The sequence below is a fragment of the Luxibacter massiliensis genome (assembly GCF_900604355.1).
Classification (GTDB): domain Bacteria; phylum Bacillota; class Clostridia; order Lachnospirales; family Lachnospiraceae; genus Luxibacter; species Luxibacter massiliensis.
In genome coordinates this window covers 412,665-427,643 of record NZ_UWOE01000001.1, presented here as the reverse complement: position 1 = coordinate 427,643, position 14,979 = coordinate 412,665, and the positions used below count along the sequence as shown (strand labels likewise).

The window sequence follows — 14,979 nt, the reverse complement described above, 5'->3', positions numbered from 1 at the left end:
GCATTTTAATATAAAAATTTAGGTTTGTCAACTTTTTTATTTCGTCATTTAATTTACTTCTCATCTACAAAATTTGCATATAGCTTTATATGCGCCAATTCTTCTATAAATTTTAACAATATTCTGACAATGGATAGCAAAAGGGACAGTCCCTTTTGCAAAGGGGACTGTCCCCAATTTAACGCCTGCTCTTTCCGCTAAATTCCACAGCTATAATCTTGATGACTGCAACTGCCGATGCCATTTTTTCATTAATTTTAAATGCCTTCCCGGTCTGGCATTTCATAAGTATTTCAAGAGCTTTTATCTTTTCCTGTAGTTCTTCAACCAGTTCTGCCCTGCCCTTTCCTACAATACTGGCAAACTTAAATCCATATTCGCATGCGGTCTGCCCGTCAATAAGCTCATGCCCGCAATCCATCTCAAACGCAACCCTGGGATTTTCCCGCAGTAAATCTATCTTTTTTCCTTTCTGGGCTGCATGAAGGTAAAACACAAGTTTGTCCTGTTCATATGTATATCCAAAATTCATAGGCAGAAGGTAAATTTCCTCCCCATCGTGCATTGCAACACGAATGACCTTACACTCATTTAGGATATACAATAGATCTTCCCTTGCTTCTATCTCACGGTCTTTTCTCCGCATTTCTCCCATATAGTTTCTCCTCCTATACTATTTAACTCTCGTTATTATATCATAACAGCATTCGAATTCACAGCTAGGACTGTAATCCCCCCAAAAGCTTTGGACTAACTTGGGGCCTATCCTGCCATGCTGCCAAACTGAATATTTGAAAGTTAAAAGCAGGATGCTTCTATCTCATCCTGAAGATAGGACTTATTTTCTTATATATTAAAAATACAATACTAGATACTAACACACCTTTCAGTAAATTAAACGGAGCTACCGCAAATATTACAAAAGTAGACAAACTTGTAATATTTTTATTCAGCGCTGTACCCATCTCCACAAGTGAGTCAATTGGCATACCAAATGCTGTCGCATACACTGGCAACAATATATAAGCATTTAACAGGCAGCCCAGGATTGTCATAACCACTGTGCCTGCTGCCATCCCTATAATTGCTCCTTTTCTTGTTTTATTCCTTCTATAAATGATACCTGCGGGAACACAGAGTGCGCATCCTATTAAAAAATTAGCCGTCTCTCCTACTCCCGCTGTAATCGTCCCATTAATAACAAGGTTTAATAGAATCTTTACAAGCTCTATAGCAGCGCCTGCCAACGGCCCCATGACAAAACAGCCAATTAAAACTGGAACTTCACTAAAATCAATCTCGTAAAAGGCCGGCGCAAAGGGCAGGGGGATCTCAAACAACATCAAAACTATAGCAATGGCTGAAAGCATTCCAATCTGCACCACTGTCCGAATCCCCATCTTAGGCTGTGATTTTGATACTACATGTGTTTCTGTGCTCATAATTACTTCTCTCCTTTGATTAAAATTTTGGATTGAAAAGAAAGAACATCTTCCAGAGCTTCATGTCAGCAGTAAAGAGACTATGTATCACACCGCATCCAAATTAAACTGCCCTTGTGCCATGGCACATACAAGGTTCAGCCTGTCTGTTAAGGCATTTTTCGTCTTATAAGATCCATTTGTAAGACAGAAAAAATCCCCGGACAGAAATATCCGGGGACTCGTAATACACATTCTCATGGCATAAACTTCTTCTCTCATCCAGACTTTACTGTCGGTACTGGAATTTCACCAGTTCAGCCACTGCCAAAAGCAGCAGGTCGCGGACTATACCGCCGGTTGGGACTTGCACCCGACCCCGAAGAATTCATTCTATTCTGGGAATTATTATAACCCATTATCTTCTACGGCACAAGTATTTTTTATCCTTTTTTCATCCACCTTTTTCAGCGCTTAATGGCATCCCAGAAGCTGTGCCCATCTATTTCACTTGGAAGTCCAAATATGTCCAATATGGTCTTGCCTATGTCTGAAAAACTATTTCTTGTTCCCAGGTTTATTCCCCCGCGGACTATCTTTCCATATGCCAGAAAAGGAATATATTCTCTCGTATGGTCTGTGCCTGGGAATCCCGGGTCACACCCGTGGTCAGCCGTAATCATCACAATGTCCCCGTCCCCCATATTGCCCATAAATTTTGTTAAGCCTATGTCAAACTCCGCAGCGGCCTGCGCATATCCGTCAATATCATTTCTATGTCCATAGACCATATCAAAATCCACAAGATTTAAAAAACATAATCCCTGAAAATCTATATTCTGTATTTCAAGTAATTTATCTATCCCCTCAGCATTACATTTTGTGGGATTACTGCTGGTAATCCCCCGGCCCGCAAAAATATCAAATATTTTGCCTATACTTATTACATCCTTTCCACTATCTTTGAGCACATCCAGCATGGTTTTCCTTGGAGGGGCCAGTGCAAAATCATGTCTATTTGCAGTTCTGTGAAAGTCCGGATAAGTCCCGTTAAAAGGCCTGGCGATCACGCGCCCTACATTGTGCTTTCCAACTAAAATTCTTCTCGCTATTTTACAATACTCATACAAATCTTCCAGAGGTACAACCTCCTCATGTGCAGCTATTTGGAACACACTGTCAGCTGATGTATAGACAATAAGCTTCCCTGTTTCTATATGCTCTTTCCCATAATCTCTGATTACTTCTGTTCCCGAATAGGGCAAATTACATAAAATCTCCCGGCCCGTCTGCCTCGTTAATTCTGATAAAATTTCTTTGGGGAATCCTGCTGGATATATTGGAAATGGTTTATCAGAGACGATTCCGGAAATTTCCCAGTGCCCTGCAGTGGTATCTTTTCCCTTGGATTTTTCCCTTAGCCGTCCATACGCCCCCAAAGGCAGTCCTATCTTCGCTCCACATTCTACCTGGTCAATATTAAATAAACCTAATTTCTGCATCTGAGGCACTCTAAAGTAATCAGATTTTGCAATAGTATTTAACGTGTTACTCCCCACATCACCATAGACATCTGCGTCTGGCTCATATCCAATGCCAAAACTATCCAATACAATCAAAAATACTCTCTTACCCACAAAATCTCCTCCTATATGGAAGCTGTAACAATATTGATCTGCACAGATCCAGCTTTTCCCTCTATAAATTTCCCAGCGTTATCATATACACTCTAGTATCAAATTATAGCATTTATTACCTTTTGTCAATTTTTCTATTATATTTTCCAAATACTTTAAACGCAGTAAAACAAGGCATATAGAGTATTTACAACTATTTTACCTTGACTTATACTTAAGTACAGGGAGGTGCCATATGAGAATCTTAATCGCAGAAGACGAAAAAAACTTAAACCGCCTGATAACGTCCAGGCTGGAAGAAGAGCACTACAGTGTGGATTCTTGCTTTGACGGGAAGGAGGCTTTAGATTATCTGGCAAGTGCAGAATACGATGCCGCTATACTCGATATTATGATGCCCCTGATGGATGGCCTTGAAGTTTTAAGGCACATTCGGAAACAGGGTCTTACTACCCCTGTCCTTATGCTCACTGCCAGAGATGGGATTGAGGACAGAGTGCAGGGTCTGGACGCAGGGGCCAACGACTATCTTGTAAAACCATTTGCTTTCGAAGAGCTTCTGGCCCGCATACGGGTCCTGCTCAGAAAACCCCAGGATATCCCCACAGCCTGCTGCCGTCTGGACAACTTAGAAGTGCATTTAGATACCCATAAGGTACTTCGGGGCGGACAGGAAATAACACTCTCAGGAAAAGAATTTGCCCTTTTAAGATATATGATACAAAATACTGGCGTGGTGCTGTCCAGAGAAAAAATGGAACAGCATCTTTGGAACTATGACTATGCAGGAGGCTCTAACGTCATAGACGTCTACATCCGCTATCTGCGCAGGAAGATAGACGAAGGTTTTGATACTAAATTAATACATACCGTGAGAGGATCGGGGTATGTACTGAAGGTAAAAGAATGAATAAATTATCACTAAAAATAAAATTAACTGGCCTGTACTCATTTTTCATGATTCTGCTGACCTGTACAGCATTGGCAATTTTATTTTCACTGAGCAGCCGGGAAGTTCTTTTCTCCGTACAGACGGCACTGAAAAAACAGGTGCATGACAGCGTCGAAGATATTAGCTATAAGGAGGGGCGCCTGCACGTAGATTCAGATTTTTATGACCTGGAGGAAAGCATATACCTGTCCTTGTACAGTTCTGCCTCAGATTTTCTTTTTGGAAAAATTCCATATGGGTTTGATTCTGCCCCGGCTTTTGAAGATGGTATGCTGCAGACTGTGAGCCAGGGCGGGGTTAAATGGTACGTATATGACCTCTATTTAACAACTGATGAATCTGAATCCGTTTATATCCGAGGCATCACTTCAGTCACAAAGGCTGAGTCTAATTTTCAGATTACAAGAAGGTTCGCATTAATCCTGCTTCCACTTTTAACTGCTGTCACTGTAATTATCCTTTACCGGCTTACAAGGAGGACCCTCCTCCCTGTAAAAAGAATTACAGATACTGTCCGCCAGATTCAGGCGGGGGAAGACCTGACTAAAAGAACTATGCTCTCCGCCGGCAAAAATCATGGAAGAGATGAAATTTATCAGCTGGCCCAGACTTTTGATGAAATGCTTGCACAGCTGGAAGACTCCTTTAACAGAGAGAAACAATTTACTTCCGATGTGTCTCATGAGCTTAGAACCCCGGTCAGCGTCATACTGGCCCAATGCGAGGATCTCCTTCATGACCAATCTTTGTCTGAAGGCCAGCGTGAAAAAATTCTGCTGCTACAAAAGAAATCCACTGAAATATCCTCCATGATATCCCAGCTTCTTTTTTTATCACGTGCAGCACAAAATCGCCAGAAACCAGAAAAGGAATATCTGAACCTTAGTGAGCTGACACAAATATGTATAGAGGAACACCGGCTTCTATCTCAGGAAAAACAAATAGAAATCTACACGGACATAGTATCTGATATTTATGGATGGGTGGACGAAACATTATATATACGCTTGCTGGACAACCTGATGTCTAACGCAGTGTACTACAACAAACCCGGAGGCACTGTGTATATAGGCCTTTCTATTTCCCAAGGTATACTTTCAGGTTATGTTAAAGATAATGGCATCGGGATATCGGCAGAAGATATTCCTCATATCTGGGAACGCTTCTACAGAGCCGATACTGCCCGTTCCTCTGAAGGACACTCAGGTTTGGGGTTATCTATGGTAAAATGGATAGTAGAAGTCCATGGCGGGAAAATCTCTGCGGAAAGCGCCCTGGGGGTGGGAACCATATTTCGTTTTTCTTTTCCTGTGTCAGAGATAAAAGGAGAGGGGCCTGTATCAGACTGAAGAGATATGGCTCCATAGTCCTGCCGATGCAGAGTATACTTTCTGGCTGCCTTCAGCCGGGCAGAAACTATGCCCGGCTGTTTTTGCTTAAGAAGAAATAAATTTGAAATAAGCATAGACAATGAAAAAGTGTGTATTTTTTGATGCAGACAGCACAATATTGGACATTAAGAAGGACATTGCCCCTGATGTAAGGCCAGCAATACAGGCATTAATCTTCAACGGCCATCCGGTATTTTTATGTACTGGCAGAAGCCGCGCTTATATTCCCAATGACATTGAATTTGTGACAAAAGGCTGTTCCAAAGGCCTTGCTGTCTGGGTCATGTGTGCCGTCCTGGGGATAGCTAAAAAAGATACTGTGGTTTTAGGGACAGCAACAAAGATCTGTCCATATTTGAGGTCGTAAATACTAAAGTGGCTATGTAAGGAGCCTCCTCAGAACTTGTGAAAACCCCAGATTATATTACCGATACCATGGAAAATGCGGGGATAACTAAAGGACTGCATGATCTAGGACTAATATAGTATTCCAAAATATAACCAGAACTAAAACAAGTATATATACTCAAATTGTAAACCAAAATTCATTTTATGTTGACAATTTGTTTTTTCTCTATTATACTGACAGAGTATCCAAATTAACAATACACGAAAGGACTCTGAACCATGGAAAATACTTCCTCCTCCAAGAAACCATTTTTCTCCACCCAAAAACTTACACTGACTGCTGTCATGACCGCGGTGATATGTGTACTTGGCCCTTTCTCTATCCCGCTGCCGTTTAGTCCTGTTCCACTTACTTTTACAAATCTGGCCATCTATATCAGCGTTTTTGTACTTGGTATGAAATCAGGAACCATAAGCTATATAATTTATCTGCTGCTCGGCGCTGTGGGACTCCCTATCTTTTCTGGCTTTTCAGGTGGATTTGCAAAACTTGCAGGGCCAACGGGGGGATATCTGGTAGGTTTTTTGTTTCTCGCCGTTATCACTGGATTTTTCATCGAACATTTTCATGGCCGCCTTTTCCCTTCCATTCTGGGTATGGTTATCGGGGCAGCTGTATGTTACTTTTTCGGTACCATCTGGCTGGCATGGCAGATGGAGATTGGTTTTATCCCTGCCCTGACAGTTGGAGTGGTTCCCTATCTCCCAGGAGATATTATAAAAATTGCCATTGCCTCTATATTAGGCCCTAAACTCAGGTCTGCTGTCCGGCATATTTAATATACCAGTCTAAGGGTAATCCGGCCTAAATAGCAGGGAGACGGACAACAGTCCAGTAACTACCATCCATCTCCCTGTGAATATTAGGCCTTAAAAACCAAAATTCTAATCCATTTCTTAATTGTAATCTACGAATATTTCTTTACATAGTGGAGCAGCCATTCTTTCTATCCCTCAATTTTCTATATTCTTTATAAATCTCCTCCTTTGTAGCCAGATACTCGGAAAATGCGCTGGCGCTTCCAGCGGCAACCCCCATATAGAAAGCATGCTCATAATTTTTTTCACTAAGCCATCCGGCCATAAATCCGGCCGCCATCGAATCCCCCGCGCCAACCGTATTCACTGCCTTCCCCTTTGGAGCCCCAGCCTTTATGATACTTCCATCCCCTGCTGCCAGCACTGCCCCTTGGGCGCCCATAGACACAAGGACATTCACTGCCCCCATTTCCTGTAACTTTCTGGCATAGGGAACCACATCCTCCCTTGACTTTATTTCCACATGAAAGATCCCCTCTAATTCATGATGATTTGGCTTTATTAAAAAAGGATGGCAGGACAGCGTACTTGTCAGGAGCCCACCTTCTGCATCCACAATAAACAGAATACCCCTGTTTCTCAACTGCTCCATAATGTGGAGATAAATATTACTGGGAACAGAAGGCGGGATACTGCCAGATAAAAATAGTACATCCCCCTCAGACAATTCATTCAATTTTTGGCAGAGCTTTTCGATTTCCATCTGCGTAACCTGGGGGCCCTGTCCATTTATCTCAGTCCCCTCAGCCGACTTAAGTTTTATATTGATTCTTGACATTCCTTGTTCAAGTTCGATAAAGTCTGTCCCGATTCCCAGGTTTTCTGCCCTTCTCCGTATCTCTTGGCCGATAGTTCCGCCAATATACCCGACAGCCTTACTTTCAATCCCAAGGTTATTAAGTACCTGAGAGACATTCAGTCCTTTTCCGCCTGGAAGCATCATCTCAGATTCTGTCCTATTTGTCACGCCCAATTTAAAATCTGTTACCGCCACTATATAATCCAAGGCCGGATTTAATGTAACCGTATAAACCATAATATCTCTCCTCCCTGTCCTTTCCTTATTCTTCATGGCAGCCTTGCTTCTGGCCATATAGCCAGTTTCTAAGCAAATCTCGGCAACTGCCATAGCATCCTCAATACATTCCTTGAAAAAAGGATGCATCCCTCGGAACAAAGCATAGCCTAAAAACCGGCTTTCCGTTCACACTCCGAGGGCATGCAGCCTTTATCTGACAAGATACTTATAACTCCTATATTCCCCGCATGGTCAATTGAATCCTCTTCTTTTTTAAATCTACACTCATAACCTTAACATCTACAATATCCCCAACACTGACTGCTTCCAATGGATGTTTAATATATCTGTCAGTTATTTGCGATATATGCACAAGTCCATCCTGGTGCACTCCAATATCTACAAAAACCCCAAAATCTATTACGTTGCGGACGGTTCCTTTTAGAACCATACCCTCCTGTAAATCTTTCATATCGAGTACATCTGTACGTAGAATCGGCCTTGGCATCTCATCCCGGGGATCACGGGCCGGCTTTTCTAATTCTTTCACAATATCTTTAAGTGTAATTTCGCCAATCCCTAACTCCTGAGCCAGTTTTTTATAGTCTTTAATGGTGAGAGATAATCCTAATAGTTTGCCTTTGTGTATATCCTCCGGCTTAAATCCCTGCCTATCCAGAAGCCTTTCAGCCGCCTCATAGGATTCGGGATGCACGCCCGTAGCATCCAGGGGATTCTTTCCCTCCATAATACGCATAAAACCGGCGCACTGTTCAAAAGCCTTTGGGCCTAGCTTTGCCACCTTCATCAATTCTTTCCTGTCAGAGAACCGTCCATTTTCCTCCCTATACCCAACTATGTTTTTAGCAATGGCAGAGCTGATTCCTGAAATATAAGACAGCAGCGGAGCTGATGCAGTATTTAAATCCACCCCTACTTTATTTACACAGTCCTCTACCACCGCGTTTAAAGATTCTCCCAGCTTTTTCTGATTCATATCATGCTGATACTGGCCCACGCCAATTGATTTAGGATCAATCTTTACAAGTTCTGCAAGGGGATCCTGCAGACGCCTTGCAATAGAAGCAGCACTCCTCTGGCCCACGTCAAACTTTGGAAATTCCTCTGTGGCCAATTTACTGGCAGAGTATACAGAGGCGCCTGCCTCATTTACAATCACATATTGTACTTTGTCGGGGATCTCCTTGAGCAGCTCCACAATAAACTGCTCTGATTCTCTGGACGCTGTCCCATTTCCAAGGGAAATGAGAGTAATATGATATTTTGTTATAATCTTTTTTAAAAGTTCTTTGGACGCCTTTATTTTTTGCGGCGTGGTAGGCGCTGTTGGATAGATCACTGTAGTCCCAAGCACTTTGCCTGTTGCATCCACAACTGCAAGCTTGCATCCTGTGCGGAAGGCAGGATCCCACCCCAGAACCACCTGGCCCGCAATAGGAGGCTGCATCAAAAGCTGATGAAGATTCTTACCAAATACTTCAATCGCACCATCCTCCGCCCTTTCGGTGAGCTCGTTTCTGATTTCCCGCTCAATAGCAGGTGCAATCAATCTCTTATAACTATCCTCCACTGCCTCTTTTAAGGCAGGTGTCGTATATACATTTTCACCCCGTATAGTCTGCTTCTCCAGATACTGGACAATCTCCTCCTCAGGAGCCTCAATCTTTACATGCAGGATTTTCTCCTTCTCCCCCCGGTTAAGCGCCAATATTCGATGGCCTGCCAGCTTTGTGATGGGTTCCTCAAATTCATAATACATCTCATACACTGACTCAGCCTGAGGATCTTTGGCAGAGGATATAAGATTCCCTTTCTGTACTGTATGTTTCCGGATCCAGCTTCTATAATCCGCCTCATCAGAAATGGCCTCCGCTATAATATCTTTTGCCCCGTCGATGGCCTCCTTCTCGCTGTTCACGCCCAGGTCTTCTGCTATATATTTGCCAGCCTCTTCCTCAAGAGGAACACTTGCCTGCTGCATGGTTATGAAGGCTGCCAGTGGTTCCAATCCCTTTTCCTTCGCAATTGTTGCCCTGGTGCGGCGTTTGGGCCGGTAGGGCCTGTATAAATCCTCAACAACTACCAGCGTCTCTGCAGCCAAAATCTGTGCCTTCAGCTCTTCTGTCAGCTTTCCCTGTTCATCAATACTTGCCAGTACCTGCTGTTTTTTTTCTTCTAGGTTGCGTAAATATATTAAACGCTCGTGGAGCCTGCGCAGCTGTTCATCGTTTAATGAGCCTGTAGCCTCTTTTCTATATCTCGAAATAAAGGGAATGGTGTTGCCTTCATCAATTAATTTTACAGCAGCCTCTACCTGCCAATACTTTACCTCTAATTCCTCTGTCAGTTTCTGATTAATATCCATATAAAATGTACCTCGCTTTTACTTCTGCCAGTTTTCCCGGGGCCTGAAAGATATCCATGAGCCACCAGAAAAACTATTATGGTTTTAACGTTTTTTATTATACAGGAAACACTAACTGCTTTACAACAATTTTAGTTAAATCCCATTCTCCAGATTTTTAGATACAAATCTTCCAGGAACCGTTCCTCTTAAAGTTTCCTTTATCATTGGCCCAAATAATTAGGGATTTTCATCTGCCTTTCTATGTTACATTTTATTTTACCTATGGTACTGCTCTTTTATAATTGTTAGTGCAAAAGCAACACAAAATTGTTATACTGTAAAAAATAGTATTTGGGTTTTCTTTGCCGGAAAGTATTAGATTGTGAACCTCATTGGCAAGAGTGACTGGCTCTGCTGCTTCGTGGGAATGAGGACAGTAATAGAGTGTCTATATATGGATGCTATAATATTTCTATACAAAGCGACAAATTCTGATTGATCGGGCAAAGCGAGGGATGCTTCTTGAACATAAGTTCAAGAAGATGGACGCATAGACAATCCCGAATTTAGCGGGGAGAAAAATGAAAAAGAAATTATCTGAAATGAGTTTGGAAGAATTATGGAAGCTATTTCCTATCCATTTGACAGAGTATCAGCCTTGTTGGCAAGAATGGTACACTGATGAAGAAAACTTTTTAAAAAACAGAATTCCTAGAATAGAGAGAATAAGTCATATAGGAAGTACAGCGGTTAGTTCTATTTTTGCAAAACCAATTATTGATATTCTCGTGGAAATTTCAAAAGATTATAAGTTGTCTGACTATAAAGAAGTGATTATGAAAAGTGGCTATATTTGCATGTCCGAAACTTCTGATAGAATTTCTTTTAACAAGGGATATACAGAAAAAGGATTTGCCGAGAAGGTATTTCACCTACACCTAAGATATATTGGGGATAATGATGAATTATACTTTAGAGATTATCTCATTGAGCATACCAATATTGCTATTGAGTACGGGAGAATAAAATTAAAGTTATGGAAAAAATATGAATTTAATAGAGATGGTTATACAAATTCTAAAACAGGTTTCATTCAAAAATATACCGAAAAAGCAAAGCTGAAATATGGAGATAGATACTAATAAATCCCGGGATCGTGTAGGTTTGGGATATTCTCAGCAGGCTACAGTATATAAGTATGCTGGATGAAACTACATAGGGGATTAGCTACATGGAAAGAATCTTAGAGTATCATATTAAAGAAACTGAACAGAATTTACGTATAGAACAGTACTTAAAAAGGAAAGGGTACTCCAGGCAAAATCTCACAGACTTAAAAAAGATGCCCCAAAGTATTCTCGTAAACAAAAAAGAGTATCATTTGAAACAAACACTGAAGACCAATGATTTGCTCAGAATACATATAAAGGAAACAGATTCATCGAAACACATTGTACCTACTTACCTGCCCCTTGATATTTTGTATGAGGACGAAGATATCATCATTATAAATAAGCCTTCAGGACTTCCTATCCACCCTTCAATGAACAATTATACATATTCCCTGGCAAATGGCCTTGCCTGGTATTTTCAACGCCAGAATAAAGCCTTTATTTTCAGGTGTACTAACCGGCTGGATAGGGATACTTCTGGATTAACAGTTATAGCCAAGCACATGCTTAGCTCGAACATCCTCTCCTCTATGACTGCTAAAAGAGAAATGCACAGAGAATATCTTGCCGTAGTAAGGGGACATCCCACGCCACCCTCAGGTACAATCTGTGCGCCTCTTTCAAGGAAGCCAGGATCCATCATCGAGCGTATCGTGGATTTTGAAAATGGCGAGTCTGCAGTAACACATTATCAAACAGTCAAAGAAAAAAATGGCCACTCGCTGCTCTCACTCCATCTTGAGACAGGACGCACACATCAGATACGTATCCACTTAAAATATCTCGGTTTTCCCCTGGTAGGCGACTATCTGTATAACCCGGATATGGAATATATCACGCGACAGGCGCTCCATTGCCACTGTCTTGCATTTAACCATCCTATTACGGGAAAGAAACTCAGCTTTTCAATACCTATGCCCAATGACATGGCAAAAATTTTACAATAACCATAAACGCCCCGTTTAAGGCTAAGCAGCAGAAAACCGTAAGATTATCTTGACAACTTCATCCTTCAGGAGTATATTTTAGATAGACACTCGTTCTGAATAGGATGGGTTTCTATTCAATACGCAGGTTAGCTGTACCTAACCTTCTAAATGGGAGGTGCATGGACTGAAAAAGAACAGTAAAAAGCCGGAGGTCAGACGGCAGGAACTCATTGACGTTGCGTCTGCTCTTTTCGCTGAAAAAGGATATGAAGCCGTTTCTGTCCGGGATATTCTGAACGTGGTGGATGGCGCGCCGGGGATGTTCTATTACTATTTCAAATCAAAGCAGGATATTTATATTGCTGCTATGGAGCAATACATTGCCCAGCAGTTGGAACGGAAATGCAAAATCATTGAGGATGAAACAGTTTCCTTTGATGATAAGCTGCCTATCTTCCGCAGCATAGTAGAGGAAGGTATACAAGGATATATGGAACGCTTCGCACCTCAAGCGGACACTTCTATTTCCGATACATCCTATAAGCTCTATGATTTAGTTCATATGCTCAGCCGCATGGTAATCCCGTACTCTAAATTCATTTTACAAGGGATAGAGGAAAAACGGATCAACAATCGTTTTCATATTATGGAGGAAAATGCGGAAGCCTTTGCAACCTTTGTGCTATACGGCGCATGGGGGATGATCTACAACAGTAAGTTTACCGGCAGCGGTGGCTCCTATGATTTGGAGAACATATTGAAAATCACTGACCAACTATTTTATTGACCTTAAAACAAATTCATATAAGACAAACACAACGGAAATGTTCCAAAAGGGGCATTTCCGTTGTGGCGTTTTAGGGGTACAGAACGAATTCGGTCTGTAAAAAGGAAAGTGAAGTTTGTAGTTTGGAAGCAAACTTCCAAATCTACTTGGGTGACGCAGTAGATGTGTCAGTAAGGAGGAAATGATGAAGCAGAATGAAATCCCATGGGATGCCTCTATGCCATCCTGCAAAAAAGAGGAAAAGCCGAAGCAGGGTATTCCCCGGCTGCTGGAAATCTCCGGCGAAAAGAATACCCCTTTTGCAGCCAGTGTTCTATTCTCTATACTCGGGACACTGTGCCAACTGATACCGTTCCTGTCCATCTATCAAGTGATGGCGGAACTTTTGTACCATACGGCCACCGGCTCAGCCCTGGATACGGACTTAATGATCCGCCAGGCGCTCTATGGTCTGGCCGGACTAATTGCAGGGTATATACTTGCCTATACAGGCGGTATGATGGCGCATACCTATGCCTACCGTGTTATCTGCGGTGTCCGTTTGAAAGTAGCGGAACATATTGGAAAGCTCCCCATGGGTTATGTTACAAATAATTCTATTGGAAAAACAAAGCAGGTTTTGGATGGGGATGTGGAGCAGATTGAAACCTTTCTGGCCCATCAACTGCCGGATTTTGTAAGCACCATTGTCATGCTGCTTGCTATGTTTATTACCATGTTTTCACAAAATATCTATCTTGCGCTGGCCTGCCTGATCCCGATTGTGGCTGGATTTGCCTGTCAGTTTGCCGTGATGGTTAAAATTCTGAAAAGCGGAGGATTAAAAGAAAACCTTGACGCACTGGAAAAAATCAGTTCTTCTTCAATCCAGTATGTTCAGGGTATGCCGTCTGTCAAAATCTTCGGACAGACTGTAAAATCCTTTCGGAAGTTTTATGATGATATTATTAACTATCGGGATTTTACCACCAAAATGACCGAGGTAATTCGGCCTGGTTATGTCCTTTTTCGGATGTTCGTGCTCTCCGTAGCAACCTTTATTGTACCCATCGGACTCTGCCTGTTCCAGAAAACCCCTGGTGATATAGCGTTTGTGGTAACTTTCCTGTTTTTCCTGATTTTAGGCCCCGCAGCCGCCACACCTACACTGAAATTACGCAGCTTTTCCGAAAGCATGAATGTCATAGCAGAGGGTGTGAAGCGTGTGGATAAAGTATTGAACGAAAAGCCGCTGCCAGAACCGGCACAAAGCAAAGTCCCTGTCGGTTATGATATTGCTTTCCATGATGTTTGCTTTTCTTACGAAGCAGAGGGACGAAAAGTCCTTGACAATATTTCCTTTACCGCCAGGCAGGGAGAAATCACGGCACTCGTTGGCCCATCCGGTGCGGGAAAATCTACGATTGCCGAACTAATCCCCCGTTTTTGGGATGTAACGGGTGGCAGCATTGAAATTGGTGGTGTGGATATTCGGGATATGTCTGTCCATGACCTGATGGAACAGATGGCGTTTGTCTTTCAGGAGAGCTTTTTGTTCTCGGACACGATTGAGGGCAATATAGCTTTGGGAAAACCAGGCGCTACAAAAGAACAGGTAGAACGGGCCGCAAAGGTGGCCAGGTGCCACGATTTTATCATGGCGCTTCCCAATGGCTATCGGACGAAAATTGGTGATGGCGGCGTCTATCTGTCCGGCGGGGAGCAGCAGCGTATTTCTATTGCAAGAGCCATTCTAAAAAATGCCCCAATCCTGATTTTGGACGAAGCCAGCGCTTATGCAGACGCTGAGAATGAACATGAAATGCAGATCGCTTTACGTTCTCTGATAAAGAGCAAAACGGTCATTATGATTGCACACCGGCTGACAACCATCTGCAACGCCAACCAGATTTTAGTTGTGGACGGAGGGCAGATCAAAGAGCATGGTACTCACGAGGAATTGATGAAAATCCGTGGCTTATACGCCACTATGTGGAATGCTGGCGTTTACTCAGCTACATGGAGCATCCGCACTGGAAACCCTCAGAAGAATACCATGATACCATCCGGCAAAAATGAGGAAAGGAGGCCGTGACAG

At 42.4% G+C, this 14,979-nt stretch carries 14 protein-coding genes and 1 riboswitch; of the genes, 8 read left to right on the top strand and 6 right to left on the bottom strand.

The genetic code is table 11. The features are described 5' to 3' along the window. Nucleotides 1–178: 178 nt before the first annotated feature. From EFA47_RS02185 to EFA47_RS02175, 4 genes are all read right to left on the bottom strand, one after another. Complete coding sequence (locus EFA47_RS02185) at nucleotides 179–655, bottom strand: pyridoxamine 5'-phosphate oxidase family protein (RefSeq protein WP_122641805.1); 477 nt, start codon at nucleotides 653–655, stop codon at nucleotides 179–181. 160 nt (nucleotides 656–815) lie between these two features. After that, nucleotides 816–1,442, bottom strand: coding sequence for an ECF transporter S component (locus tag EFA47_RS02180; protein ID WP_122641804.1), 627 nt, complete (start codon nucleotides 1,440–1,442; stop codon nucleotides 816–818). An 87-nt stretch (nucleotides 1,443–1,529) separates the two neighbouring features. Next, nucleotides 1,530–1,682, bottom strand: coding sequence for a hypothetical protein (locus tag EFA47_RS19755; protein WP_164689903.1), 153 nt, complete (start codon nucleotides 1,680–1,682; stop codon nucleotides 1,530–1,532). Between the two features lie 5 nt (nucleotides 1,683–1,687). Then, a riboswitch (FMN riboswitch) is annotated at nucleotides 1,688–1,812 on the bottom strand. Between the two features lie 76 nt (nucleotides 1,813–1,888). Continuing rightward, complete coding sequence (locus EFA47_RS02175; protein WP_122641803.1) at nucleotides 1,889–3,058, bottom strand: phosphopentomutase; 1,170 nt, start codon at nucleotides 3,056–3,058, stop codon at nucleotides 1,889–1,891. A 235-nt stretch (nucleotides 3,059–3,293) separates the two neighbouring features. Between EFA47_RS02175 and EFA47_RS02170 the strand changes: the two genes are divergently transcribed. The 4 genes from EFA47_RS02170 to EFA47_RS02155 all read left to right on the top strand — a co-directional run bounded on the left by EFA47_RS02170 (nucleotide 3,294) and on the right by EFA47_RS02155 (nucleotide 6,589). Continuing rightward, nucleotides 3,294–3,968 (top strand): response regulator transcription factor, encoded by a 675-nt coding sequence (locus tag EFA47_RS02170; protein WP_122641802.1) that lies wholly within the window; start codon nucleotides 3,294–3,296, stop codon nucleotides 3,966–3,968. After that, nucleotides 3,965–5,359 (top strand): sensor histidine kinase, encoded by a 1,395-nt coding sequence (locus EFA47_RS02165; protein ID WP_122641801.1) that lies wholly within the window; start codon nucleotides 3,965–3,967, stop codon nucleotides 5,357–5,359. Before EFA47_RS02170 ends, EFA47_RS02165 begins: the two co-directional genes overlap by 4 nt. A 121-nt stretch (nucleotides 5,360–5,480) precedes the next feature. Beyond that, a complete protein-coding gene (locus EFA47_RS02160) occupies nucleotides 5,481–5,768 on the top strand; it encodes an HAD family hydrolase (RefSeq protein ID WP_122641800.1) in 288 nt (95 codons plus the stop codon). A 260-nt stretch (nucleotides 5,769–6,028) separates the two neighbouring features. Next, on the top strand, nucleotides 6,029–6,589 hold the full coding sequence (locus EFA47_RS02155) for a biotin transporter BioY (RefSeq protein ID WP_122641799.1): 561 nt from the start codon (nucleotides 6,029–6,031) through the stop codon (nucleotides 6,587–6,589). A gap of 142 nt (nucleotides 6,590–6,731) precedes the next feature. Here EFA47_RS02155 and pfkB read toward each other — a convergent pair whose 3' ends face one another. Together pfkB and EFA47_RS02145 are read right to left on the bottom strand one after the other, a co-directional pair. Next, entirely contained in the window at nucleotides 6,732–7,664 is a 933-nt protein-coding gene (gene pfkB, locus EFA47_RS02150) for a 1-phosphofructokinase (RefSeq protein WP_122644370.1), read from the bottom strand. Between the two features lie 217 nt (nucleotides 7,665–7,881). Further along, complete coding sequence (locus tag EFA47_RS02145; protein ID WP_122641798.1) at nucleotides 7,882–10,032, bottom strand: Tex family protein; 2,151 nt, start codon at nucleotides 10,030–10,032, stop codon at nucleotides 7,882–7,884. Between the two features lie 563 nt (nucleotides 10,033–10,595). Here EFA47_RS02145 and EFA47_RS02140 point away from each other — a divergent pair. The 4 genes from EFA47_RS02140 to EFA47_RS02125 all read left to right on the top strand — a co-directional run bounded on the left by EFA47_RS02140 (nucleotide 10,596) and on the right by EFA47_RS02125 (nucleotide 14,976). After that, the gene (locus tag EFA47_RS02140; protein WP_122641797.1) at nucleotides 10,596–11,156 is read left to right on the top strand and encodes a GrpB family protein; all 561 of its coding nucleotides are present in this window, start codon (nucleotides 10,596–10,598) and stop codon (nucleotides 11,154–11,156) included. Between the two features lie 89 nt (nucleotides 11,157–11,245). After that, the gene (locus EFA47_RS02135) at nucleotides 11,246–12,133 is read left to right on the top strand and encodes an RluA family pseudouridine synthase (RefSeq protein ID WP_122641796.1); all 888 of its coding nucleotides are present in this window, start codon (nucleotides 11,246–11,248) and stop codon (nucleotides 12,131–12,133) included. A 157-nt stretch (nucleotides 12,134–12,290) separates the two neighbouring features. Further along, nucleotides 12,291–12,902 carry a TetR/AcrR family transcriptional regulator gene (locus tag EFA47_RS02130; RefSeq protein ID WP_206215504.1) on the top strand — a complete coding sequence of 204 codons (612 nt, stop codon included), beginning with the start codon at nucleotides 12,291–12,293 and terminating at the stop codon, nucleotides 12,900–12,902. Nucleotides 12,903–13,086: 184 nt separating this feature from the next. Further along, nucleotides 13,087–14,976: an ABC transporter ATP-binding protein gene (locus EFA47_RS02125; RefSeq protein ID WP_235853193.1), complete on the top strand. Its 1,890-nt coding sequence runs from the start codon at nucleotides 13,087–13,089 to the stop codon at nucleotides 14,974–14,976. The last annotated feature ends 3 nt before the right edge of the window (nucleotides 14,977–14,979 follow it).

Bases quoted from the DNA above. Each gene is read 5' to 3' on its own strand.
- EFA47_RS02185 (WP_122641805.1), bottom strand. From the start codon at position 655: ATGGGAGAAATGCGGAGAAAAGACCGTGAGATAGAAGCAAGGGAAGAT.
- EFA47_RS02180 (WP_122641804.1), bottom strand. From the start codon at position 1,442: ATGAGCACAGAAACACATGTAGTATCAAAATCACAGCCTAAGATGGGG.
- EFA47_RS19755 (WP_164689903.1), bottom strand. From the start codon at position 1,682: ATGAGAATGTGTATTACGAGTCCCCGGATATTTCTGTCCGGGGATTTT.
- EFA47_RS02170 (WP_122641802.1), top strand. From the start codon at position 3,294: ATGAGAATCTTAATCGCAGAAGACGAAAAAAACTTAAACCGCCTGATA.
- EFA47_RS02165 (WP_122641801.1), top strand. From the start codon at position 3,965: ATGAATAAATTATCACTAAAAATAAAATTAACTGGCCTGTACTCATTT.
- EFA47_RS02160 (WP_122641800.1), top strand. From the start codon at position 5,481: ATGAAAAAGTGTGTATTTTTTGATGCAGACAGCACAATATTGGACATT.
- EFA47_RS02155 (WP_122641799.1), top strand. From the start codon at position 6,029: ATGGAAAATACTTCCTCCTCCAAGAAACCATTTTTCTCCACCCAAAAA.
- pfkB (WP_122644370.1), bottom strand. From the start codon at position 7,664: ATGGTTTATACGGTTACATTAAATCCGGCCTTGGATTATATAGTGGCG.
- EFA47_RS02145 (WP_122641798.1), bottom strand. From the start codon at position 10,032: ATGGATATTAATCAGAAACTGACAGAGGAATTAGAGGTAAAGTATTGG.
- EFA47_RS02140 (WP_122641797.1), top strand. From the start codon at position 10,596: ATGAAAAAGAAATTATCTGAAATGAGTTTGGAAGAATTATGGAAGCTA.
- EFA47_RS02135 (WP_122641796.1), top strand. From the start codon at position 11,246: ATGGAAAGAATCTTAGAGTATCATATTAAAGAAACTGAACAGAATTTA.
- EFA47_RS02125 (WP_235853193.1), top strand. From the start codon at position 13,087: ATGAAGCAGAATGAAATCCCATGGGATGCCTCTATGCCATCCTGCAAA.